We start from the raw sequence: 22,314 nt of genomic DNA, 5'->3' as shown, positions 1-22,314 counted from the left end.
GGGTGTTTGGGCATATGCACCAATTTATTGTTCACAGATTTTAGCAACGTTAGCTGTTCGCTGAATGATTATGCAACACCGTCCCGCTGGGCATCGAGAAGATTCATGAATGCCTGCGCCGCGTTGGAACGGGTGCGCTCGGTGTGCAGGATGTAGCCTAGTTTTCGGGTTAACTGGATACCCGGCAGCGGTAAGCGTGTCACCTGATCATCTAGCATCGTGCGCGGCAGTACGCTCCAGGCCAACCCAATAGAAACCATCATTTTGATTGTCTCTAGGTAATTGGTGCTCATGGCGATGTTTGGGGTCAGGCCCTCAGCTTCAAACAGGCGCCGGACAATGTGATGAGTGAAGGTGTTTTCGCCCGGAAATACCGCCGGAATATCCGCTATATCGGCAAGAGTGATCGCGGGTTTAGCGGCAAGTGGATGTTCGGGCGCTGCGACGAAATCGAGAGGGTCGTCCCAGACTGGTACAGCCTGCACGGGCGCCTGCGTTTCCGGGGCCAGGGTGATGACGGCCACTTCTGCGCGGCCGTGCAGAATTTCCTCGTATGCGACCTCGGAGTCGAGAAACTGTATATCCAGCGCGACTTTCGGGTGGCTGCGGGTAAAAGCCCTTAACAATGGCGGCAGACGGTGCAAGCCAATGTGGTGACTGGTGGCGAGGGTCAGGCGACCGCTGATCTCACCGCTCAGGTTGGTCAGGGCGCGACGCGTGTCTTCCAGTACGTTGAGAATCTGGTATGCGCGCGGCAGCAGGGCCCGGCCGGCCTCGGTCAGGCTCACTTCACGGCCCAGGCGATCAAACAAGCGCACCTTGAGTTGCTGCTCCAGGCTGGCAATGCGCTTGCTCACGGCGGGCTGGGTTAAATGCAGGCGCTCGGCAGCCTCGGAGAAGCTGCCCGATTCGGCGATGGCGATAAAGGCATTAAGTGCGGCCAGGTCCATTCTGGTATTCCTGCTAGTAATCCAATCGATGAAAAATATGAATTTGAGTAATTTAAACCAACCCCATAAAATTGGCCACATAAGCTAAAGGGATACTCCTGAAGCACAGAAATATGCTGATGAGGAACACGCTGATGGCCGGCAAAACGCTTTACGACAAACTCTGGGAAATGCACGAGGTAAAACGCCGTGACGATGGTTCGTCGCTGATCTACATCGACCGCCATATCCTTCACGAAGTGACCTCTCCGCAGGCCTTCGAGGGTTTGCGTCTGGCTGGCCGCAAGCCGTGGCGCATCGACGCCAACATCGCGACGCCGGACCACAACGTGCCAACCACCAAGGCCGAGCGTCAGGGCGGTCTTGAGGCGATAGCCGACGAAGTGTCGCGCATTCAGGTGCAAACACTGGATGAGAACTGTGACGACTTCGGGATTCTTGAATTCAAGATGAACGACATTCGCCAGGGCATCGTTCACGTTGTAGGCCCGGAGCAGGGCGCGACCTTGCCAGGCATGACTGTGGTTTGTGGTGACTCGCACACCTCGACTCACGGTGCCTTCGGCGCATTGGCGCACGGTATCGGCACCTCGGAAGTCGAGCACGTGCTGGCCACGCAGTGTTTGGTCGCGAAAAAAATGAAGAACATGCAGGTGCGCGTTGAAGGCAAATTGCCGTTCGGCGTTACCGCTAAAGACATCGTGTTGGCCGTGATCGGCAAAATCGGCACCGCAGGCGGCAATGGGCACGCCTTGGAATTTGCCGGCAGCGCCATCCGCGACTTGTCGCTGGAAGGCCGCATGACCATCTGCAACATGTCGATCGAGGCGGGTGCCCGCGTCGGTATGGTGGCGGTCGATGACAAGACCATCGAGTACGTTCAGGGTCGTCCGTTCGCGCCACAGGGCGCGCAGTGGGAGCAGGCCGTGGCGCAGTGGCGCGATCTGGTCTCCGACGCCGACGCTCACTTCGACACCGTGGTTGAGTTGCGCGCCGAAGACATCAAGCCGCAAGTCAGCTGGGGCACTTCGCCGGAAATGGTCCTAGCTGTTGATCAGAATGTGCCGGACCCGGCAGTTGAAGCTGATCTGGTCAAGCGCGACTCGATCACCCGTGCGCTGAAGTACATGGGTTTGACCGCCAATCAGGCGATTACCGATATCCAGCTTGATCGCGTGTTCATCGGTTCGTGCACCAACTCGCGCATTGAAGATTTGCGCGCCGCCGCCGAAGTGGCCAAGGGCCGCAAGGTTGCCGCCACCATCAAGCAGGCGATGGTGGTGCCAGGTTCGGGCTTGGTTAAACAGCAGGCCGAGCAGGAAGGTCTGGACAAGATTTTTATCGAGGCAGGCTTTGAATGGCGTGAGCCGGGCTGCTCGATGTGTCTGGCGATGAACCCGGACAAACTCGGCAGCGGCGAGCATTGCGCATCGACCTCCAACCGTAACTTTGAAGGCCGTCAGGGCGCCGGTGGACGCACCCATCTGGTGAGTCCGGCGATGGCTGCAGCGGCGGCCGTGACCGGTCGTTTTGTTGATGTTCGTGAATTGATTCAGGCCTGAGGAGACCGACATGAGAGCTTTTACCCAACACACCGGTCTTGTCGCGCCGTTGGATCGTGCCAACGTTGATACCGATCAGATCATTCCCAAGCAGTTCTTGAAGTCGATCAAGCGGACTGGCTTCGGCCCGAACCTGTTCGATGAGTGGCGCTATCTGGATGTCGGGCAACCGAACCAGGACAGCTCGCAGCGTCCGGTGAATGAGGATTTCGTACTCAACTTCCCGCGTTATCAAGGTGCCAGCGTATTGCTTGCACGCGAGAACTTCGGTTGTGGTTCCAGCCGCGAGCACGCGCCTTGGGCTTTGGAAGAGTACGGTTTCCGGACCATTCTGGCGTCCAGCTTTGCCGATATTTTCTACAACAACAGCTTCAAGAACGGCTTGCTGCCGATCATCCTTGAAGAGTCCGAAATGGATGAGTTGTTCGAGCAGGCTGAAGCCACTGAAGGCTACGAGTTGACCGTTGACCTCGCAGCGCAGACAGTCACGCGTCCCGATGGCAAGCAGTACAGCTTTGAAGTCGATGCATTCCGCAAGCACTGCCTGCTTAACGGCCTCGATGACATTGGCCTGACCTTGCAGGATGCTGAGGCTATTCGCGGCTTCGAGGCCGGTTATAAGCAGAAGCAGCCGTGGTTGTTTCGCGACGCCTAAGCCTTACAACAACCCTTGAGCGCTATTGCTAGCGCAGCGCCGAGCCTGTGTAATACCCGGCTCGGCGTGGCTTTAGTGACAGCTTAAGGCGCTACACCCGATTATTGATGGCGCGCCAATGGCAGCCGCAGAAGAACATGAGGAAAGCATGAGCAAGCAGATTCTGATTCTCCCCGGTGACGGTATTGGCCCGGAAATCATGGCCGAGGCGGTCAAGGTGCTGGAATTGGCCAATGACAAGTTCAAGCTCGATTTCGAGCTGAGCCATGACGTTATCGGTGGCGCGGCTATCGACAAGCACGGCGTGCCGCTGGCAGACGAGACGCTGGCGCGTGCGCAAGCAGCCGATGCCATTCTGCTCGGTGCTGTTGGTGGTCCGAAGTGGGACAAGATCGAGCGCGACATTCGTCCTGAGCGCGGCCTGCTGAAAATTCGTGCGCAGCTGGGTTTGTTCGCCAACCTGCGTCCGGCCATCCTTTATCCGCAGCTCGCTGATGCTTCCTCGTTGAAGCCGGAAGTGGTGGCGGGGCTGGATATCCTGATTGTTCGTGAGCTGACCGGGGGCATCTACTTTGGTGCGCCACGCGGCACCCGTGAGCTGGAAAACGGTGAGCGTCAGGCCTACGACACACTGCCTTACAGCGAGAGTGAAATCCGCCGTATCGCACGCGTCGGTTTCGACATGGCCCGTGTGCGCGGCAAGCGTCTCTGCTCGGTCGACAAAGCCAACGTATTGGCGTCCAGCCAGCTGTGGCGTGAAGTGGTTGAAGAGGTTGCCAAGGACTATGCGGATGTCGAGCTGTCGCACATGTATGTCGACAACGCGGCGATGCAGCTGGTGCGTGCACCGAAGCAATTCGACGTGATGGTGACCGACAATATGTTCGGTGACATTTTGTCGGATGAGGCTTCCATGCTCACCGGTTCTATTGGCATGCTGCCATCGGCATCCCTTGATTCGAACAACAAGGGCATGTACGAGCCGTGTCACGGTTCTGCACCGGATATCGCCGGCCAGGGCATTGCCAACCCGCTGGCAACCATTCTTTCGGTTTCGATGATGCTGCGTTACAGCTTCAACCAGCTTGAAGCGGCAGCTGCTATTGAACAAGCCGTCAGCAAGGTGCTTGATCAAGGTCTGCGTACTGGCGACATCCACTCTGCGGGCACTCAAAAAGTGGGCACTGCGGCAATGGGTGATGCGGTCGTCGAGGCCCTGCGTAGTTTATAAATTTCTGGATGCCGGAAGCTCCGGCACACTGTTCACATAGGTGTAGTTGTTATGAAGCGTGTAGGACTGATCGGTTGGCGTGGCATGGTAGGTTCCGTGCTGATGCAGCGCATGTTGGAAGAGCAGGATTTCGACCTGATCGAACCCGTGTTCTTTACCACCTCCAATGTTGGTGGCCAGGGCCCGGCTATTGGTAAAGACATTGCGCCACTCAAAGATGCCTACAGCATTGATGAGCTGAAAAGTCTGGACGTGATTCTGACGTGTCAGGGCGGCGACTACACCAATGAAGTGTTCCCGAAGCTGCGTGAAGCGGGCTGGCAGGGTTACTGGATCGACGCGGCATCTTCGCTGCGTATGGCTGATGACGCAGTCATTGTGCTCGATCCGGTCAACCGCAAAGTGATCGATCATCAACTCGATGCTGGCACCAAGAACTACATCGGCGGCAACTGCACCGTGAGCCTGATGCTGATGGGCCTCGGTGGTCTGTTTGAAGCGGGTCTGGTCGAGTGGATGAGCGCCATGACTTATCAGGCGGCCAGCGGCGCGGGTGCGCAGAACATGCGCGAACTGATCAAGCAAATGGGTGCGGTTAACAGCTCGGTTGCCGATGAGTTGGCTGATCCGGCCAGCGCGATTCTGGACATCGATCGTAAAGTGGCTGAAGCCATGCGCGGCGAGTCGTTCCCGACTGATAACTTCGGTGTGCCTCTGGCGGGCAGCCTGATTCCTTACATCGACAAGGAGCTGCCAAACGGCCAGAGCCGTGAAGAGTGGAAGGCGCAGGCTGAGACCAACAAGATTTTGGGTCGCTTCAAGAGCCCGATTCCAGTCGACGGCATCTGCGTGCGCATCGGCGCCATGCGTTGCCACAGCCAGGCATTGACCATCAAGCTGAACAAGGATGTGCCAATCTCGGACATCGAAGGTTTGATCAGCCAGCACAACCCATGGGTCAAGCTGGTGCCAAACCATCGCGAGAGCAGCATTGCTGACCTCAGCCCGACGTCGGTAACCGGCACCCTGAACGTACCTGTCGGTCGTCTGCGCAAACTCAATATGGGTTCGCAGTACCTGGGTGCGTTCACTGTTGGTGACCAATTGCTGTGGGGCGCGGCCGAACCATTGCGGCGTATGCTGCGTATCCTGCTGGAGCGTTAATTCGCCCGCTACAGGCTGCCATTTGCCGAAGAGCGATTTCTACGGGTTGATTGACCCGTGGCAATCGCTCTTTTGCGTTTAAGAGGTGCACTATAGAGTGCATGTCCGGATCTGATTAGAAGTGATGTTATGAGTGCGACTGTAGATGTAGCTGTAATCGGTGCCACCGGCGCTATCGGTGAGGCGTTGGTGCAAGTGCTCGAAGAGCGTGATTTTCCGCTCAAGACCTTGCATCTGCTGGGCGTGGATGAGGCTGTTGGCCACAGCGTAACGTTCCGCGGCAAGAACCTGCGGGTGCGCGCTGCTGATGAATTCGACTTCGCCAACGTGCAGATTGCCTTCTTTGTTGATGAAGCCGATGTCACCCGCGAGTGCCTGGAGGCAGTGCGCCGTGGTGGTTGTGCGGTGATTGACCTGAGTGCAGGGTTGCCGGCCGGGCAAGCGCCGATTGTGGTAGCTGACGTTAACCCGCAGGTGGTGGCTTTACTCAAAGCACCTTATTGGGTGAGCAGCCCGGCAGCGGTGAGTGTGGCGCTGAGTTGTGTGCTGGCGGCCATTGCCGGGCAGGTTGAAGTGACGCGCGCCAGTGTAACGGCGTGCTTGGCCGTCTCGAGTCGCGATCGCCAAGGCGTGACTGAACTGGCGCGCCAGACCGCAGAGTTGCTCAACGCGCGGGCAATGGAGCCGCGTCTGTTTGACCGGCAAATCGCGTTTAACCTGCTCGCTCAAGTTGAAGAGCCGGACAACAGTGGGCATGGCGCGTTGGAACGGCGCATAGGTAATGAATTGAAAACACTGCTGACACGCCCGCAGCTCAAGGTCGCGGTGACCTGTATTCAGGCGCCGGTATTCTTTGGTGACAGTCTTAACGTATCGCTGCAAACCGAAGCTGCTGTAGATATACCGGCAGTTTGCGCGGCGCTGGATGCGTCGCCGGCAATCGAATACGTAGAGCCAGGCGATTATCCGACCGCAGTTGGCGATGCGGTGGGCCAAGATGTGATCTATGTCGGGCGAGTGCGCGGCGGGATTGAAGATGAAAGGGAAGTCAATTTGTGGATTACGTCTGATAATGTACGAAAAGGTACTGCTGTCAACGCAGTGCAGTTAGCTGAGTTATTGATAAAAGACCATCTGTCAAAGATACTTACCTAGAAGTTTGAAGAATCTTTCGAGCTTGGCAACACTGGTTTAATTAATTATCGAGTGCTCAGCTGACATCAGCTATGTGCCCTCGATAGTTATCAAGATCCTCTCGCTTGCCGGGAAAAAAAGATAAAACTAAGGATAACGATATGATTCGGGTTCGCAAACTGGTGCTGGCGATTGCGGCGGCCTCGGCACTCTCCTCCGGTATGGCGCAGGCGCTGGGCTTGGGCGAGGTGACGTTGCGCTCAGCGCTTAACCAGCCACTGGTCGCTGACATCGAATTGCTGGAGGCACGCGACCTGGGTAATCAAGAAGTGCTGCCCAAGCTCGCCTCTCCGGATGCGTTTACCAAGGCGGGTGTGGAACGTGCTTACTTCCTCACTGATCTCAAGTTCACCCCGGTAATCAAGCCTAACGGCAAGAGCATCATCCGGGTGACGTCGAGCCAGCCGGTGCGCGAACCGTATCTGAATTTCCTGGTTGAAGTGCTGTGGCCGAATGGTCGTGCGCTGCGTGAATACACCCTGTTGCTCGACCCGCCGCTGTACTCGCCGCAAGCCGCTGCCGCCGCAGCGCCACGCGCACCGGTAACCGGTTTGCAGCAACCTGCAGAAACCCGTACAGCCAAAGCGTACGCCTCCATGCCGACAGCGTCTGCGCCGACTCCGGTAGCGCCGACGCCTGCTCGCGAGTCCTCGGCTTACCGCGGGCCAGCAGCTGAACCGACCCAGACGCCAAAAGTCAGCGCTGAAACAGCGGGCGTTTACAAGACCACCAGTGCCGATACGCTGTGGCAGATTGCTGAGCGCACGCCGGGCAATGGCAGTGCTCATCAGAAAATGCTGGCGATTCAGGACCTCAATCCGGACGCTTTCATTGATGGCAACATCAACCGCCTGAAACGTGGTCAGGTCTTGCGCCTGCCGGACGATCAGCAGATCAACAGCCGTACTCAGCCGCAGGCAATCGCCGAAGTTCGCCAGCAGAACACCGCCTGGCGCGCGGGTACTACCGCCGCGGCTGATCCGCGCCAGCTGGATGCCACCAAACGCAACGCTGCGGGCGCGGCACCTGCTGAAATCAAAGAAGATGACAACCTCAAACTGGTTTCAGCTGAAACCGGCAAGGCGACTGCCGGTGCTGACACCGGTAAGGCCGACACCAAAGTACTTAGCAACAAACTGGCGGTGACCGAAGAGAGCCTCGACTCGACTCGTCGCGAAAACGAAGAGCTACAGAGCCGCATGGGCGATCTGCAAAGCCAGCTTGATAAACTGCAACGCCTGATCCAGCTCAAAGACAGCCAGTTGGCCAAGCTTCAGGCTGAATTGGGTGAAGACGGTACTGCCGCCGCTGCCGCTGGTGTAGCTGGCGCCGCTGCAGGCGCCGCAGCCGATAACGCTGCAGCTGGCGCGTCTCCATCGAATGAATCTGGCACTGATGCTTCGGGAAGTTCCCCAGCCGGTGATGTGGCAGCCGATGCTGCGGCAGGCGATCCTGCGGCAGGCGAACCTGCGGCAGCGGATGCTGCTCCAGCCGGTGCTGAATCTGCCGATGCTGATGCAGCCGCCGACACAACTGCCGCCAACGCTACGGCAGCCGATCCTGTGGCAGCCGGTCCTGCGGCAGCCGATCCTGTGGCAGCCGACCCTGCATCTCCTCAAGCTGAGGCCGCGCAGGCTCCGGCTGAAACCGATTACAACTACAGCGAAGAGCCTGAGTCGGACCAAGCTCAGCCAGTCGTTGCGGATTCCGCTGCAGCGCCGGCACCTGCTCCGGCAACCGCTGAGCCTACGCCTGCGCCAACACCGGCAGATGCGCCAGCAGAAGAGAGTGCGCTGGACAGCTTGATGGCTAATCCAATGTTGCTGGGTGCAACTGCGGGTGGTGCGCTGCTGCTACTGCTGTTGGCACTGATGGCGGTATCACGGCGCAATGCGGCTAAAGAAGCTGCTGCGCAGGAAGAGCTGGCTGGCGATTACAACTTTGAAAATGATGTCGAGTTGCCGGCTGGCAGCCTTGATGAGCAGGACGCCGATGCGGCTGTGATCGCGCACGAGGCAGGCGAGGAACCCGTCACTGCTAAAACCGCCGATGTATTGAGCGAGGCGGACATTTATATCGCTTACGGTCGCTTCAATCAGGCTGCCGAACTGTTGGTTAACGCCATCAATGATGAGCCTCAGCGGGCCGACTTGCGCCTCAAACTGATGGAAGTCTATGCCGAGATGGGCGACCGCGAAGGGTTTGTCCGTCAGGAAAGCGAGCTGCTTGATTTCGGCGGTTCGGCTGCTGAAATCGATCAACTCAAGGCGCGTTATCCGGCTATGGTTGTTGCTGGCGGTGCTGCCATGTTGATGGCAGCCGACAGCGCAGCGCTGGATGATGCTGAAAACTTCAATCTGGACGACTTGAGCATTGATGATGAGCCGCAAGCTCCTCAGGCGGCTCCGGTTGAGAGCGCAGCGCCGGTTGAAGACGATGCTTTCGACTTCGATCTGGATGATCTTGAAGACCTTGATGCCCCGACACCTGCGCCAGCGCAGCCGACAGTTGAGTCGACCGCTGAAACTCATGCAGACAGTGATCTCGCCGGGTTCGAGGATCTGCAGCTTGATGAACAGTTGTCTGAAGAGCCGGTTACGCTGACGGACGAACTCGATGATTTCAACTTCGATTTCGCTGCAGATGAGCCACAAACACCTGCTGCCATGCCAGTTGCAGAGGATGAGTTCCTGCTCGACTTCGAGGATGAGCTGAGCGAAGACACCACCGCGATCACCCCAAAGGCAGAAGAGACGGCTGAATTCGATACCCTCGATTTGCCTGCTGATTTCGACCTGTCGCTGGATGAGACGATCAGCGCAGAAGACAAGCCTGAAGCAGCGGCGGAGTCTTTTGAGGTCAAGCTTGAAGATGTCAGCGGTGAGTTGGAGCAGCTTTCCGACAGCCTGGCAGAGAACCAGCCGGAAGAGATTGACCTGCCCGATGTGCCTGAAGTCACAGCCGAGTCGTTGGCGGCAGAGGACTTCGACGGTGAAGACGACTTTGACTTCCTGTCCGGTACAGATGAAACTGCGACCAAATTAGATCTGGCGCGAGCCTATATCGATATGGGTGATGCCGAGGGTGCTAAAGACATTCTCGATGAAGTCATCGCCGAAGGTAACGATGGTCAGCAGCAAGAAGCTAAAGAGCTGATCGCTAAATTGGTTTGATACATGTCCGAAGCTTTTCCAGAAACGGCGGCCAACTCGGCCGCCGTTGATCTTTTCAGGGTCGCCCTCGGCGTTGAATACAACGGTTCACGTTATCGTGGTTTTCAGCGGCAAAAAGATGGCGTGCCTACCGTTCAAGGCAAGCTTGAACAGGCCTTGAGCAAAGTCGCCGGTGGTGCGCCAATTGCGCTGAGTTGCGCCGGGCGTACCGATGCTGCGGTTCACGCGAGTGGGCAGGTGGTGCATTTCGATACGCACGTCGAACGCTCGACACACGCCTGGATGATGGGCGGCAACATGAATTTGCCGCATGACATCAGCATTTGCTGGGCCAAGATCATGCCGCGCGAATTCGATGCGCGTTTCTGTGCCCAGGCGCGGCGCTACCGTTATGTCATCTATAACGACCAGATTCGACCGGCGCACATGGCCGAAGCTGTCACCTGGAACCATCGTCCGCTGGATATCGAGCGCATGCGCGAAGCGGCCAAAGCATTTCTGGGAACACACGACTTCAGTGCTTTCCGCGCGCGTCAGTGTCAGGCCAAGTCGCCGATCAAGACCGTTCACCACCTTGAGCTGCTGCAAACTGGCCGGTTCATCGTGCTGGATATTCGCGCCAATGCCTTTTTGCATCACATGGTGCGCAACATCGCCGGTGTGCTGATGACCATTGGTGCGGGTGAGCGACCTGTCGAGTGGGCCGCCGAGGTGATTGAAAGCCGCGTACGCCGTACCGGTGGTGTGACCGCGCACCCTTACGGGCTGTATTTGGTGCAGGTCGATTATCCGGACACGTTCGAGTTGCCGTCCCGTTACTTGGGGCCACACTTTCTATCCGGCTTGCCCGACGTGAGGACTGACGGCTGAAAGGCCTTTTGCTACCATCGGTCGTATAGCGTTTTATCTGCTCAAGGAACTCACCGTTGTCAGTTGTTCGCAGCAAGATCTGTGGCATTACCCGCATAGAAGATGCACTGGCTGCGATTGCCGCCGGTGCGGATGCAATTGGCCTGGTGTTTTATCCGAAAAGCCCGCGTGCCGTGAATATTGCTCAGGCGCAGGCTATTCTCGCTGCGCTGCCGCCATTCGTGACCACTGTCGGTTTGTTTGTGAATATGCCGCGTGAGCAGTTGAACGCGTTGCTGGCGCAGGTGCCGTTGGACTTGCTGCAATTTCATGGTGATGAGACCGCGGCGGATTGCGCCGGTTACAACCGGCCCTTTATCAAGGCGTTGCGGATCAAGAGCGATGATGATGTGGCGGCCATGATTGGCGAGTATCCGGCGGCCAGTGGCATTTTGCTCGATACGTTCGTGCCGGGAATCCCCGGGGGAACTGGCGAGGCATTTGACTGGTCATTGGTTCCTAAGGGGCTTGATACGCCGATAATTCTTGCTGGCGGTCTCACGCCCGAGAATATTGCCAGCGCGATTGCGCAGGTTCAGCCGTATGCTGTTGATGTCAGTGGTGGAGTGGAAGCAAGCAAAGGGATCAAGGATGCTGCTAAGGTACGTGCGTTTGTTGCAGCAGTAAGAGCGTGCTGATGGTTCGATGAACTGCGCGACCTGATGTGACGGCTGACCGATCAGTGCCGTCCAAAAGTGCAGGTTGCAAGTGATGCAATTGAAGTCTGATCAAGGAGGCGGGTAATGGGCGTTGGTGGCAATTGCCGGATGCCGGTGCCGGCCCCTCAAGTGACTGCACTCGTGAATTTGCCTGATTGCGTTATTGTTAGCGCGGGCGGGCCTACAGCTTTGGAGAGTTAAGAGCATGAGCAACTGGTTGGTAGATAAGCTGATCCCTTCGATCATGCGTTCCGAGGTCAAGAAGAGCTCGGTACCGGAAGGCCTGTGGCACAAATGCCCATCGTGTGATGCGGTGCTGTACAAACCCGAGCTGGAAAAGACCCTGGATGTCTGCATCAAGTGCGGGCATCACATGCGTATCGATGCACGTACGCGTCTGAATATTTTCCTCGATACCGAAGGCCGTGAAGAAATCGGTGCCGATCTTGAGCCGGTCGATCGCCTGAAGTTTCGCGACAGCAAAAAGTACAAAGACCGCCTGGTGGCAGCACAGAAGCAGACCGGCGAGAAAGACGCGCTAGTCGCGTTCAAAGGGCAGCTGCAGAGCATGCCGCTGGTAGCCGTGGCGTTCGAGTTCTCCTTCATGGGCGGCTCCATGGGTGCAATCGTTGGTGAGCGCTTCGTGCGTGCCGCCAACGTGGCCTTGGAACAGCGTATCCCGATGGTGTGTTTCTCGGCCTCGGGCGGCGCACGTATGCAGGAAGCGTTGATCTCGCTGATGCAGATGGCCAAGACCTCGGCTGTGCTGGCGCGTCTTCGCGAGGAAGGCATTCCGTTTATCTCGGTGCTGACCGACCCGGTTTACGGCGGCGTATCGGCCAGTCTGGCCATGTTGGGTGATGTCATCGTTGCCGAGCCTAACGCGCTGATCGGTTTCGCTGGCCCGCGGGTTATCGAGCAGACCGTACGCGAGAAGCTGCCAGAGGGCTTCCAGCGCAGCGAGTTCCTGCTGGCGCACGGCGCTATCGATATGATTATTCCGCGCGCAGAATTGCGTCCGCGTCTGGCGCGCCTGTTGGCGCAGTTTACCGGCAAGCCAACACCTGCTCAGAAAGTAGAGGCCCCGGTCGAGGCTGCGGTAGCGACTGCTGAATGACCCAGCGTTCTCTGGCAGGTTGGCTTGCCTATCTGGAGCAACTCCACCCCGTTGCAATTGACATGGGGCTGGATCGTTGTCGCGCCGTGGCTGAACGCATGGGCCTGGCCCGGCTTGCGCCACGCGTTATCACGGTTACCGGCACCAACGGCAAAGGCTCGACCTGCGCGTTTATCGCATCGCTGCTGAAAGCTCAGGGCCTCAAAGTGGGCGTTTACAGCTCACCGCACCTGCTGCGTTACAACGAGCGGGTGCTGTTCGATGGCCAGGAAGTCTCGGACGAGCAACTGTGCGAGGCCTTTGCTGCGCTGGAGCAAGTGCGCGGCGATATCTCGCTGACTTACTTCGAAATGGGCACGCTGGCGGCGTTCTGGCTGTTCCAGCGCGCAGGTTTGGACGCTGTGGTGCTTGAAGTGGGCCTCGGCGGTCGCCTCGATACGGTCAATCTGGTCGATGCCGATTTGGCGGTGATCACATCGATTGGTGTGGATCATGTTGAATACCTCGGTGATACCCGCGACAGCGTAGCGTTCGAGAAAGCCGGTATTTGCCGGCCGGGCAAGCCTGCGTTGTGCGGTGACTTGCAGCCGCCGCAGACGCTGCTGGATCAAGTCACCCTGATTGACGCGCCGCTGTTTCTGCGTGGGCGCGACTTCGATCTGGCGCAGAGCGATGACTATTGGTCGTGGCGCGGTGTGGACGGGGCAGGGCAGAGCCTGACATTGACGCAATTGCCGGTGCTGGATTTGCCTCAGGAAAACGCCGCGCTTGCGTTGCAGGCTTATGCGCTGCTCGACTTGCCCTGGCAGCCCGAGGAACTGGCGACTGCCTTGCAGGCTACCCGTGTAACCGGTCGGTTGGAACGGCGCACCATCAACTTCAGCGGCAAGACCCTCAAGCTGCTGCTCGATGTTGGTCACAATCCGCATGCGGCTGAATATCTGGCGGGGCGTCTGGCTGCTCGTCCACCGGCTGGCAAGCGCCTGGCAGTGTTTGGTTTGTTGGGCGACAAGGCCTTGGCCGGCGTGGTCGAACCCTTGCTTGAGCATGTGGCGGATTGGGCTGTAGCCCCTTTGCCGACCCTGCGTTCGCGTCCTGCGAGCGAACTTGCTGATTTTTTACAGGATAAAAACGCGGCAGTGGCGGTCTATAGCGATGTTCAGACTGCTTTAATGGCACAATGCGCGCAGGCTACGGAGCAAGACGAGATCTTGCTGTTCGGGTCGTTTTATTGTGTGGCCGAAGCCTTGGAATGGCTGGCCCGCCATGCCAAAGGGGAAGATCAGGATGGCTTTGCTGGATAAAGGATTCAAGCAGCGAATTGTCGGCGCGTTGGTGCTCGTTGCGCTGGCCGTCATTTTTTTGCCGATGCTGCTGTCGCGTCAGGATGAGCTGCGTCGGGTCTCGGTAGAAGCCCCGGCCATGCCCGCTGAGCCGCCGGCGGCTGAGGTTGCGCTTGATCCGGTGCCCGTGCCCCAGCCGGTGCCGGATGCCAGTATTGAAGACTCCGCGCCCGAGCCTGCCAATCCGGTTGCAGACACTGCACCTGAGCCCATTGAACCGCTTCCGGCGCCGCCTGTTGAAGAGGCTCCTGCTGTTGCGCAAACGCCGGCCAAGCCAGTTGAGCCCGAGGCTGAGGCCGCGCCTGCGCCGCAGAAGCATCTGGACGCTAACACCTTGCCGGTCAGTTGGTCGGTGCAATTGGCCAGCCTGTCCAGTCGGCCAGGGGCTGAGAAACTGCAAGGCACTCTGCGCAGTCAGGGCTATGACGCCTATATTCGTACCTTCGATGGCATGAATCGGGTGTTTGTTGGCCCGTACATTGATCGTGGCGACGCCGACAAGGCGCGCGAAAAGATCAACGGCCAATTGAAACTCAATGGATTTATCGTTCGTTTCAAGCCGGAAGCCAACTGATTGATCACGGACTGTTCAGTGCTGAACCGTCCGTGGCAGCATCCCGTCATAGGTTTTTCATCCCAACGGCCAACCTTGGCTTACCCTGCGGGCAGCGGCTCTGCTAAAATGCTGCGCCTATTCAAACGGTAGCCTTCATCGTGGCATTTACCTGGGTCGATTGGGCGATTATCGCCATTATCGCCATATCAAGTCTGATCAGTCTGAGCCGTGGCTTCGTTAAGGAAGCACTTTCATTGCTCACGTGGATCGTCGCAGGCGTCGTTGCCTGGATGTTCGGCGGTGCCTTGTCGCAGCATCTCGACGCTTACATTCAAACGCCTTCGATGCGGGTTATCGCAGCCTGCGCGATCTTGTTTATTGCCACATTGCTGGTAGGCGCGCTGGTCAATTATTTGGTCGGTGAGCTGATTCGCGTGACCGGAATGTCTGGCACGGATCGTTTTCTCGGCATGGTTTTCGGTGGCGCACGCGGCGCCCTGTTGGTTGTGCTGTTGGTCGGCTTGCTCAGCCTTGCGCCTGTGCAACAGGACACCTGGTGGCATGAGTCTGCCTTGATTCCACATTTTCTCTTGGTCGCTGACTGGTCAAAAAACCTGATCCTGGGTTTGTCCAGTGAGTGGCTCGCAAGCGGCGTCAGCGCACCTGCTGATCTGCCGTTCAAGGAGGTGCTCTCAATGCCTAAAACGCCTTGAGAGCCTCCAGTATTCAGTCTGTTTTATAACGTAGGGGTTGCGCCAAATGTGCGGCATTGTCGGTATTGTTGGTAAATCGAATGTCAATCAGGCGCTGTATGACGGTTTGACCGTTTTGCAGCACCGCGGCCAGGATGCTGCCGGTATTGTCACCAGTCATCAGGGGCGTCTGTTCCTGCGCAAGGATAATGGTCTGGTTCGTGATGTGTTTCAGCAGCGCCACATGCAGCGCCTTGTTGGGCACATGGGCATTGGTCACGTGCGTTACCCGACTGCGGGTAGCTCAAGTTCGGCCGAAGCGCAGCCTTTCTACGTCAACTCGCCTTACGGCATCACGCTTGCACACAACGGTAACCTGACCAACGTTGAGCAACTGGCTAAAGAGATTTACCAGTCCGACCTGCGTCACGTTAATACCAATTCCGACTCGGAAGTGCTGCTTAACGTCTTTGCCCACGAACTGGCCCAGCGCGGCCGTTTGCAGCCGACCGAGGAAGATGTATTCGCCGCGGTCAGCGATGTGCACAAACGCTGCAAGGGCGGTTACGCCGTTGTTGCCATGATCACCGGTTATGGCATCGTCGGTTTCCGCGATCCGCACGGTATTCGTCCGATCGTATTCGGCCAGCGTCACACCGACGAAGGCGTTGAGTACATGATCGCCTCCGAGAGCGTTTCCCTCGACGTGCTCGGCTTTACCATGATCCGCGATCTGGCGCCGGGTGAAGCGGTTTACATCACTGAAGACGGCAAGCTGCACACGCGTCAGTGCGCCGAAAACTTTGAATACTCGCCATGCATCTTCGAACACGTATACCTGGCGCGTCCGGACTCAATCATGGACGGTGTTTCGGTCTACAAAGCGCGCCTGCGCATGGGCGAGAAGCTGGCTGAGAAGATTCTCCGTGAGCGTCCCGAGCACGACATCGACGTGGTTATCCCTATTCCGGATACCAGCCGCACGGCAGCGCTTGAACTGGCCAACCATCTGGGCGTGAAGTTCCGCGAAGGCTTCGTCAAGAACCGCTACATCGGCCGTACCTTCATCATGCCGGGCCAGGCGGCGCGCAAGAAGTCCGTGCGCCAGAAGCTCAACGCCATCGAGCTTGAGTTCCGCGGCAAGAACGTGATGCTGGTCGATGACTCGATCGTACGTGGCACGACCTGCAAGCAGATCATTCAGATGGCCCGCGAAGCCGGTGCCAAGAATGTCTACTTCTGCTCGGCGGCTCCAGCCGTGCGTTATCCAAACGTTTACGGTATCGACATGCCGAGTGCGCACGAGCTGATCGCCCACAACCGTACGACCGAGCAGGTTGCCGAGTTGATCGGCGCTGACTGGCTGATCTATCAGGATCTCGAAGATCTGGTTGATGCGGTGGGCGGCGGCAAGATCAAGATCGGCAAGTTCGATTGCGCGGTGTTCGACGGCAAGTATGTTACCGGTGATGTTGACGAGGCATACTTGGCCAAAATCGAGCGTGCACGTAACGATTCGAGCATGAGTATGTCGATGGTCAACAGCGCCATCATTGATTTGCACAACAACTAAGTCAGTGCCTTACAGCTGCTGTGCCCTTGTATCCACTGCCGCGCTCAATTGCGCCGGCAGTGTTGAGGGAGAGTCAGGCTTGTAGCAGCAGCTTTCGGCAGGGAACAAGCGGCAGGCGCACAGCGTTGCGCCATGCTCGCACCGAGGAAAAGCAGATGACGCAAGAATGGCAAGCAGGACGACTGGACAGCGACCTAGAAGGTGCCGCATTCGATACGCTGGCGGTACGAGCCGGTCAGCGTCGCTCGCCTGAAGGTGAGCACAGCGAAGCAATTTTCCCCACCTCAAGTTATGTATTTCGCACCGCAGCCGACGCGGCTGCGCGCTTTGCCGGTGAAGTACCGGGCAATGTCTATTCGCGTTATACCAACCCGACTGTACGTGCCTTTGAAGAGCGCATTGCCGCTATGGAAGGGGCAGAGCAGGCCGTAGCTACGTCCTCCGGCATGTCGGCAATCATGGCTATCGTCATGAGCCTGTGCAGCGGCGGCGACCATGTATTGGTGTCGCGTAGTGTGTTCGGCTCGACCATCAGCCTGTTTGAAAAATACCTCAAGCGTTTCGGCGTAGAAGTTGATTACGTGCCGCTGTCCGATCTGGATGCGTGGAGCGCTGCGTTCAAACCCAACACCAAGCTGCTGTTTGTCGAGTCGCCTTCGAATCCGCTGGCAGAGTTGGTCGATATTGCCGCGCTGGCCGAAATCGCCCACGCCCATAATGCGTTGCTGGCTGTCGACAATTGCTTCTGTACGCCAGCCTTGCAGCAACCGCTCAAGCTTGGCGCAGACATCGTCATGCACTCGGCAACCAAATATATCGACGGCCAGGGCCGGAGCATGGGCGGCGTTGTTGCCGGTCGTGCCGAGCAGATGAAAGAAGTGGTCGGCTTCCTGCGCACAGCGGGGCCAACCCTGAGTCCATTCAATGCCTGGATTTTCCTCAAGGGGCTGGAGACCTTGCGCATCCGCATGCAAGCGCATTGCGCCAGTGCGCAGTTCCTCGCCGAGTGGCTTGAGCAGCAGCCGGGTGTTGAGCGGGTCTACTACGCCGGTTTGCAGAGCCATCCGCAGCATGAGCTGGCCAAGCGTCAGCAAAGTGCATTCGGCGCAGTGGTCAGTTTTGAGGTCAAAGGCGGTAAAGAGGCGGCGTGGCGCTTTATTGATGCCACTCGGGTGATCTCGATCACCACCAATCTGGGCGATACCAAAACCACCATCGCTCACCCTGCAACCACGTCGCACGGGCGCCTGTCGCCACAAGAGCGCGCGAATGCCGGGATTGCCGACAACCTGATTCGCGTTGCCGTTGGGCTTGAGGATCTGGCTGATCTGCAAAACGATCTGGCTCGCGGGTTGGCAGCGCTTTGACTGAGCAAGCCGAGATGGACTGGATGCAGGACGACGGTTCTGCGCTGGGCCGTGTGGCGCTGGTCACCGGTGCCGCGCAAGGCATCGGTTTGGGCATTGCCGCGTGGTTGATCGCTGAAGGCTGGCAGGTGGTGCTGGCGGATATCGATCGCGCGCGCGGCTCGATTGTGGCCAAGGCGCTGGGCGAGAGTGCCTGGTTCGTGTCGATGGATGTCGCCGATGAGGCGCAGGTTACGACTGGCGTGGCAGAAGTGCTCGGCCAGTTTGGCCGCCTCGATGCGTTGGTGTGCAACGCGGCGGTGGCTGATCCGCATAACCCGCCACTCGAAAGCCTCAGTCAGTCGCGCTGGGAACGCACCTTGGCCGTAAATCTGACCGGGCCAATGCTGTTGGCCAAACATTGCGTGCCGTATTTGCGCGCACACCGTGGCGCCATCGTTAATCTCACCTCAACCCGAGCGCATCAGTCCGAGGCCGATACCGAGGCGTATGCTGCGTCCAAGGGCGGTTTGCTGGCGCTGACTCACTCGCTGGCAATCAGCCTGGGGCCAGAAGTGCGGGTGAATGCAGTCAGTCCTGGCTGGATCGACTCGCGTGATTCACAGGCGCGTCGTGATGAGCCACTACGAGTTGAGGATCATGCTCAGCACCCGGTAGGGCGTGTCGGCAAGGTTGAAGATGTGGCGGCGGCAGTTGCCTGGTTGCTGTCTGGCAGCAGTGCATTTGTCACGGGCCAGGAAATTGTTGTCGACGGTGGATTCAGCCGGAAAATGAATTACCTCGATTAACTGTTGAGCCCGTTACGACTAAAGCAAAAGCCCCGAAGTGATTCGGGGCTTTTTTGTTTGCGAGTGCGGGGCCGCTGCCCATATAAAACTCAATCAAGCTTTAAATGCTGACCGTTGCAGCAATTATTTGCAGCGAACTTGAATTAAATCGGCCCGCGGAAGAAATAATTTTAAAAAATACCTTTCGCAGGGCATTAGTGCGTAATTCTGCAAAGCTCTCGATGTGATTGAAAAATAACCAATTTATTCGATTTTAGTGGCTGTTTTTTTGCGTAAGCCTATTGACTGTTTCGCGCGCTGCATAAACACCTGATTATTTTCCACTTTTTAAGAAAAACTTTAAGCAGGGTATTGACTTAGGTGTGCCCCACGCGTAAATTTCGCGTCCTCACGAAGGCAAGGGTGATTAGCTCAGCTGGGAGAGCATCTGCCTTACAAGCAGAGGGTCGGCGGTTCGATCCCGTCATCACCCACCACTTCGAGAGTTGAACGAAAGTTCATAAAATGCGCAGCGGTAGTTCAGTTGGTTAGAATACCGGCCTGTCACGCCGGGGGTCGCGGGTTCGAGTCCCGTCCGCTGCGCCATATTTTCCATCTCAGGCTGGCCTGGGATGAGGCACCACAAACGAAGCGATTTGTTGTGATGCCAGATGAAGTAACGTGTTTACCGAGCGCAAGCTCACGTAACACGCAGCGGTAGTTCAGTTGGTTAGAATACCGGCCTGTCACGCCGGGGGTCGCGGGTTCGAGTCCCGTCCGCTGCGCCATATACGAAACCCTCAGATAGCAATATCTGAGGGTTTTTTATTGCCTGCGATTTACAGATATTCGCCTCTTGTCATAAATTCTTAATCGTTGGTTTTTATTCTGCTGCTGAACCTAAGCTCATCGCAGAAAATCCTGAAGATTGAGGAGAGACTAATGGAAGACTATCAAGAAGAATTGCTCGAAGGCCGCGCGGGTGAGTTCGACCTGCCGGAGCTTGAAGAAGACGCTACCGAACTCTGAGGTTCGTCGATTTTAACCGCCTTAGCCGGCGTTGCGCTGGCTGCGGCGAAACTCTCCCGGGGTTTGCTGGTTCCAGCGCTTGAAGGCGCGCTGGAAGGCCTCTGCCGACGCAAAGCCGAGCAGGTAGGCGATCTCGCCAAAAGCCAGTTCGGTGTCGCGAATATACGCCATGGCCAGGTCGCGGCGGGTCTCATTGAGAATGCTGCGAAACTGCGTGCCTTCTTCGGCAAGTTTACGCCGCAGCGTCCAACTCGGCAGTTGCAGGCGTGCAGCTATCTCATTCAAATCCGGCTCACGACCGTGCAGCAATGGCCCCAATAGCAGGGTGATCTGTTCACGCAGGCTGCGGGTGCGAGTCAGTTGCTCCAGTTGCTGTTCACACAACTCCAGTAAATGCAGCCAGGTGCTTGGGCAGTGGTTCGGGTTGCGCCGGCTGAGGCTGGCTTGGTTCAAGCGCAGCTGGTTGTGGCTGCTGGCAAATTCGACCGGGCAGGCAAAGCGCTGTTGATAATGCGCGCTGTAGGCCGGTGCTTCGAATTCGATCTGGACCTTGTCGATGCTCAGCGCTTCGCCGCAGACGTTGCTGAGTTGTTGCAGCCAGCCAGACATCACTGAGTCGATCACAAAGCGGTTGTAGGCGTTGTAAGGGCTGATTGAGTAAAACCGCAACCAGGCACCTTGCGGGTCTTCGTGCAGGCTCGACTGGCCCCGGTAGTTGGACGCGTAAAGCGGCTCGAAGCGGGTCAGTGTCCGCGCCGCATCGCGCACTGTCGGCGCCTGCATGGCGGTAACACCGGCCAGCCCCAGCTGGCCCAGTTTAATGGCCTGGCCCATTAACAGGCCCAGTTCAGGAGTCCCGGTTTGCTCGATTGCCGCATGGCCGAGGCGCATGTAGCGCGGGATCGACAAACGCGCCCTTGGGGTCGCCAGGCGCGCGGTATCAAGGCCGTAGCTATCGAGCAGCGGCTTGGGGTCGTGGTCCAATCCGCGCATGGCGCCAGCCAGGCTGTCGATGAAGCCGACTGACAGATCGCCGAGGCGAACCCGCGGGCTGTTCATAACCAGATATTGATCAGGTGTGCGCCGAGCGCATTGCCGGCCAGCGCATGTTCGCGGGAGTCGCTGGCGATACTGCGCCCGTCAATCGACATGCGCCATAACTGCCCACGGCTGAATACCAGTGCGCCGGCCTCGGCACCGCTGGCTTTCAGCTGATTGGGGATGGCCAATTGTTGCCAGGCATTGGCTTCGGTCGATTGCGCTTCCTTGAGTGCGATGAAGGCGGGCTCCTGAGCACCTTTGTTACCGCGCCACGGCTTCTCCCACTGATTCTTGCCTTTGATAAAGGCCGGGATTGCCAGCAATTTGATGTCGAGCTTGGCCAGCGCCGCATAACTGTCGGGATACCAACTGTCTGTACCGATTAAAACGCCCAGTTTTCCGGCTGGCGTATCAATGGCGTGCAACTGCTCCAGCGGGGCAGCAGCAATAAAGCGCCGTTCGCGGCTGGAAAGATGCACCTTGCGCTGCGCCGGGCCAATGATTGAGCCGTCCGCACCAAACACCACGCTGATGTTGTAGAGAGGGCCGTCATCGATTTTTAGCTGGCCAGACTCGACACGGGGTTCAGGCAGCACAATCGAGCCAGCGACCAGGGTAATACTGAACTCTTTGGCCAGCGTACCGAATAACTGTTGATAGTCCTTGGCCATCTGTTTGGCCTTGAGGCGGAACAGGGCGTCACTGAATTCCTTGTCGCTGGGCGTTTCCATCAGCGCCTTGGGAATTGCCAGCGGATGGCTGGCCGTCAGCCAGCCGATGGCCTCTACCAGGCTGTCGCTTTGGTAGAACTCGGGCTTCTCGCCGCTGGCCACCAGCCAGGTACCAATATGCTCAGGCAGCACGGCCACGGTTTTGCTATTGAGCAGGCCTTTGTCGCGGGCTTTTTGCAGATAGGCCGCCAGCTTCAGGTGCAAGGTTTCGCGGCTCTGATAATCGCTGGCATAGAGCAAGGGTTGAATGCCCAACAGATTCCCGCGCTCACTCGGCTGGCCCTGATTGACGCTGAGTTGGCTGCGCAGGTCGGTCAGGAAAATACCTACGTCCGGTCGCTGTTTGGCCCAGTACAGATAGACGCCAGCGCCACCGATAATCAGCAGAAGCAGGGCGTACTTGGTCAGTTTGTGCATGGTGATTTCGCTGTCAGAATTTCTTCAGTCAGGGTAGGGGAGTCGCGCGCCGTTGCCAAGTCGCCCTGTCATTTATGATCAATAATTTGTTATTTACAGTCATTGAGGCAAAGCCTGCAGCTACTTATTGTGCAGCTCATACCGACTGCGATCCGTGAATGTCCCGAGATTGCAGCACTCCGTG

18 protein-coding genes and 3 tRNA genes are annotated in these 22,314 nt (G+C 57.7%); 18 read left to right on the top strand and 3 right to left on the bottom strand.

Going from position 1 to position 22,314, the window contains the following annotated elements; all coding sequences use genetic code 11:
• Positions 1-68 precede the first annotated feature (68 nt).
• Entirely contained in the window at positions 69-950 is an 882-nt protein-coding gene (locus BM395_RS01525; RefSeq protein ID WP_090508636.1) for a LysR family transcriptional regulator, read from the bottom strand.
• 134 nt (positions 951-1,084) lie between these two features.
• Between BM395_RS01525 and leuC the strand changes: the two genes are divergently transcribed.
• The 18 genes from leuC to BM395_RS01435 all read left to right on the top strand — a co-directional run bounded on the left by leuC (position 1,085) and on the right by BM395_RS01435 (position 19,700).
• Entirely contained in the window at positions 1,085-2,512 is a 1,428-nt protein-coding gene (leuC, locus tag BM395_RS01520; RefSeq protein ID WP_069899069.1) for a 3-isopropylmalate dehydratase large subunit, read from the top strand.
• A 10-nt stretch (positions 2,513-2,522) separates the two neighbouring features.
• Positions 2,523-3,167, top strand: coding sequence for a 3-isopropylmalate dehydratase small subunit (gene leuD / locus BM395_RS01515; RefSeq protein WP_090508635.1), 645 nt, complete (start codon positions 2,523-2,525; stop codon positions 3,165-3,167).
• 148 nt (positions 3,168-3,315) lie between these two features.
• Positions 3,316-4,398, top strand: coding sequence for a 3-isopropylmalate dehydrogenase (gene leuB, locus BM395_RS01510; protein WP_069899699.1), 1,083 nt, complete (start codon positions 3,316-3,318; stop codon positions 4,396-4,398).
• Positions 4,399-4,449: 51 nt separating this feature from the next.
• Positions 4,450-5,562, top strand: a complete 1,113-nt coding sequence (asd, locus tag BM395_RS01505; protein ID WP_090508634.1) for an aspartate-semialdehyde dehydrogenase — start codon at positions 4,450-4,452, stop codon at positions 5,560-5,562.
• 129 nt (positions 5,563-5,691) lie between these two features.
• Entirely contained in the window at positions 5,692-6,717 is a 1,026-nt protein-coding gene (locus tag BM395_RS01500) for an aspartate-semialdehyde dehydrogenase (protein WP_090508633.1), read from the top strand.
• 140 nt (positions 6,718-6,857) lie between these two features.
• Positions 6,858-9,929, top strand: coding sequence for a motility hub landmark protein FimV (locus BM395_RS01495; protein WP_090508632.1), 3,072 nt, complete (start codon positions 6,858-6,860; stop codon positions 9,927-9,929).
• A gap of 3 nt (positions 9,930-9,932) precedes the next feature.
• Positions 9,933-10,799: a tRNA pseudouridine(38-40) synthase TruA gene (gene truA, locus BM395_RS01490; RefSeq protein WP_090508631.1), complete on the top strand. Its 867-nt coding sequence runs from the start codon at positions 9,933-9,935 to the stop codon at positions 10,797-10,799.
• A gap of 56 nt (positions 10,800-10,855) precedes the next feature.
• Positions 10,856-11,476 carry a phosphoribosylanthranilate isomerase gene (locus tag BM395_RS01485; RefSeq protein ID WP_090508630.1) on the top strand — a complete coding sequence of 207 codons (621 nt, stop codon included), beginning with the start codon at positions 10,856-10,858 and terminating at the stop codon, positions 11,474-11,476.
• A 226-nt stretch (positions 11,477-11,702) separates the two neighbouring features.
• Positions 11,703-12,614, top strand: coding sequence for an acetyl-CoA carboxylase, carboxyltransferase subunit beta (gene accD, locus BM395_RS01480; RefSeq protein WP_090508629.1), 912 nt, complete (start codon positions 11,703-11,705; stop codon positions 12,612-12,614).
• Positions 12,611-13,918, top strand: coding sequence for a bifunctional tetrahydrofolate synthase/dihydrofolate synthase (gene folC / locus BM395_RS01475; RefSeq protein ID WP_090508628.1), 1,308 nt, complete (start codon positions 12,611-12,613; stop codon positions 13,916-13,918). The genes accD and folC overlap by 4 nt, the downstream gene beginning before the upstream one ends.
• Positions 13,902-14,531: an SPOR domain-containing protein gene (locus tag BM395_RS01470; RefSeq protein ID WP_090508627.1), complete on the top strand. Its 630-nt coding sequence runs from the start codon at positions 13,902-13,904 to the stop codon at positions 14,529-14,531. Before folC ends, BM395_RS01470 begins: the two co-directional genes overlap by 17 nt.
• A 140-nt stretch (positions 14,532-14,671) precedes the next feature.
• A complete protein-coding gene (locus BM395_RS01465; RefSeq protein WP_069899049.1) occupies positions 14,672-15,226 on the top strand; it encodes a CvpA family protein in 555 nt (184 codons plus the stop codon).
• Between the two features lie 46 nt (positions 15,227-15,272).
• Positions 15,273-16,778, top strand: coding sequence for an amidophosphoribosyltransferase (gene purF, locus BM395_RS01460; RefSeq protein ID WP_069899047.1), 1,506 nt, complete (start codon positions 15,273-15,275; stop codon positions 16,776-16,778).
• Positions 16,779-16,933: 155 nt separating this feature from the next.
• The gene (locus BM395_RS01455) at positions 16,934-18,145 is read left to right on the top strand and encodes an O-succinylhomoserine sulfhydrylase (RefSeq protein ID WP_069899046.1); all 1,212 of its coding nucleotides are present in this window, start codon (positions 16,934-16,936) and stop codon (positions 18,143-18,145) included.
• Between the two features lie 14 nt (positions 18,146-18,159).
• Complete coding sequence (locus BM395_RS01450) at positions 18,160-18,933, top strand: SDR family oxidoreductase (protein ID WP_425287576.1); 774 nt, start codon at positions 18,160-18,162, stop codon at positions 18,931-18,933.
• Positions 18,934-19,333: 400 nt separating this feature from the next.
• Positions 19,334-19,409, top strand: a tRNA-Val gene (locus tag BM395_RS01445).
• 32 nt (positions 19,410-19,441) lie between these two features.
• Positions 19,442-19,518, top strand: a tRNA-Asp gene (locus BM395_RS01440).
• Between the two features lie 105 nt (positions 19,519-19,623).
• Positions 19,624-19,700: transfer RNA gene (locus BM395_RS01435), tRNA-Asp, on the top strand.
• A 262-nt stretch (positions 19,701-19,962) separates the two neighbouring features.
• Here the strand turns inward: BM395_RS01435 and BM395_RS01430 are convergent.
• Together BM395_RS01430 and BM395_RS01425 are read right to left on the bottom strand one after the other, a co-directional pair.
• Positions 19,963-21,000 (bottom strand): AraC family transcriptional regulator, encoded by a 1,038-nt coding sequence (locus BM395_RS01430; protein ID WP_090508626.1) that lies wholly within the window; start codon positions 20,998-21,000, stop codon positions 19,963-19,965.
• Positions 20,997-22,130 carry a carbon-nitrogen hydrolase family protein gene (locus tag BM395_RS01425; RefSeq protein WP_090508625.1) on the bottom strand — a complete coding sequence of 378 codons (1,134 nt, stop codon included), beginning with the start codon at positions 22,128-22,130 and terminating at the stop codon, positions 20,997-20,999. The genes BM395_RS01430 and BM395_RS01425 overlap by 4 nt, the downstream gene beginning before the upstream one ends.
• Between the last annotated feature and the right edge of the window lie 184 nt (positions 22,131-22,314).

Origin of the sequence: Pseudomonas marincola (genome assembly GCF_900116605.1) — a bacterium.
Classification (GTDB): Bacteria; Pseudomonadota; Gammaproteobacteria; order Pseudomonadales; family Pseudomonadaceae; genus Aquipseudomonas; species Aquipseudomonas marincola.
Note: the sequence above shows the minus strand (reverse complement) of the source record. Positions and strands in the feature narration are given on the sequence as shown.

Coding starts and splice junctions, on each gene's coding strand:
- leuD (WP_090508635.1), top strand. CDS start 2,523: ATGAGAGCTTTTACCCAACACACCGGTCTTGTCGCGCCGTTGGATCGT.
- BM395_RS01455 (WP_069899046.1), top strand. CDS start 16,934: ATGACGCAAGAATGGCAAGCAGGACGACTGGACAGCGACCTAGAAGGT.
- leuB (WP_069899699.1), top strand. CDS start 3,316: ATGAGCAAGCAGATTCTGATTCTCCCCGGTGACGGTATTGGCCCGGAA.
- accD (WP_090508629.1), top strand. CDS start 11,703: ATGAGCAACTGGTTGGTAGATAAGCTGATCCCTTCGATCATGCGTTCC.
- BM395_RS01425 (WP_090508625.1), bottom strand. CDS start 22,130: ATGCACAAACTGACCAAGTACGCCCTGCTTCTGCTGATTATCGGTGGC.
- truA (WP_090508631.1), top strand. CDS start 9,933: ATGTCCGAAGCTTTTCCAGAAACGGCGGCCAACTCGGCCGCCGTTGAT.
- BM395_RS01500 (WP_090508633.1), top strand. CDS start 5,692: ATGAGTGCGACTGTAGATGTAGCTGTAATCGGTGCCACCGGCGCTATC.
- BM395_RS01470 (WP_090508627.1), top strand. CDS start 13,902: ATGGCTTTGCTGGATAAAGGATTCAAGCAGCGAATTGTCGGCGCGTTG.
- folC (WP_090508628.1), top strand. CDS start 12,611: ATGACCCAGCGTTCTCTGGCAGGTTGGCTTGCCTATCTGGAGCAACTC.
- asd (WP_090508634.1), top strand. CDS start 4,450: ATGAAGCGTGTAGGACTGATCGGTTGGCGTGGCATGGTAGGTTCCGTG.
- BM395_RS01450 (WP_425287576.1), top strand. CDS start 18,160: ATGGACTGGATGCAGGACGACGGTTCTGCGCTGGGCCGTGTGGCGCTG.
- purF (WP_069899047.1), top strand. CDS start 15,273: ATGTGCGGCATTGTCGGTATTGTTGGTAAATCGAATGTCAATCAGGCG.
- leuC (WP_069899069.1), top strand. CDS start 1,085: ATGGCCGGCAAAACGCTTTACGACAAACTCTGGGAAATGCACGAGGTA.
- BM395_RS01430 (WP_090508626.1), bottom strand. CDS start 21,000: ATGAACAGCCCGCGGGTTCGCCTCGGCGATCTGTCAGTCGGCTTCATC.
- BM395_RS01495 (WP_090508632.1), top strand. CDS start 6,858: ATGATTCGGGTTCGCAAACTGGTGCTGGCGATTGCGGCGGCCTCGGCA.
- BM395_RS01525 (WP_090508636.1), bottom strand. CDS start 950: ATGGACCTGGCCGCACTTAATGCCTTTATCGCCATCGCCGAATCGGGC.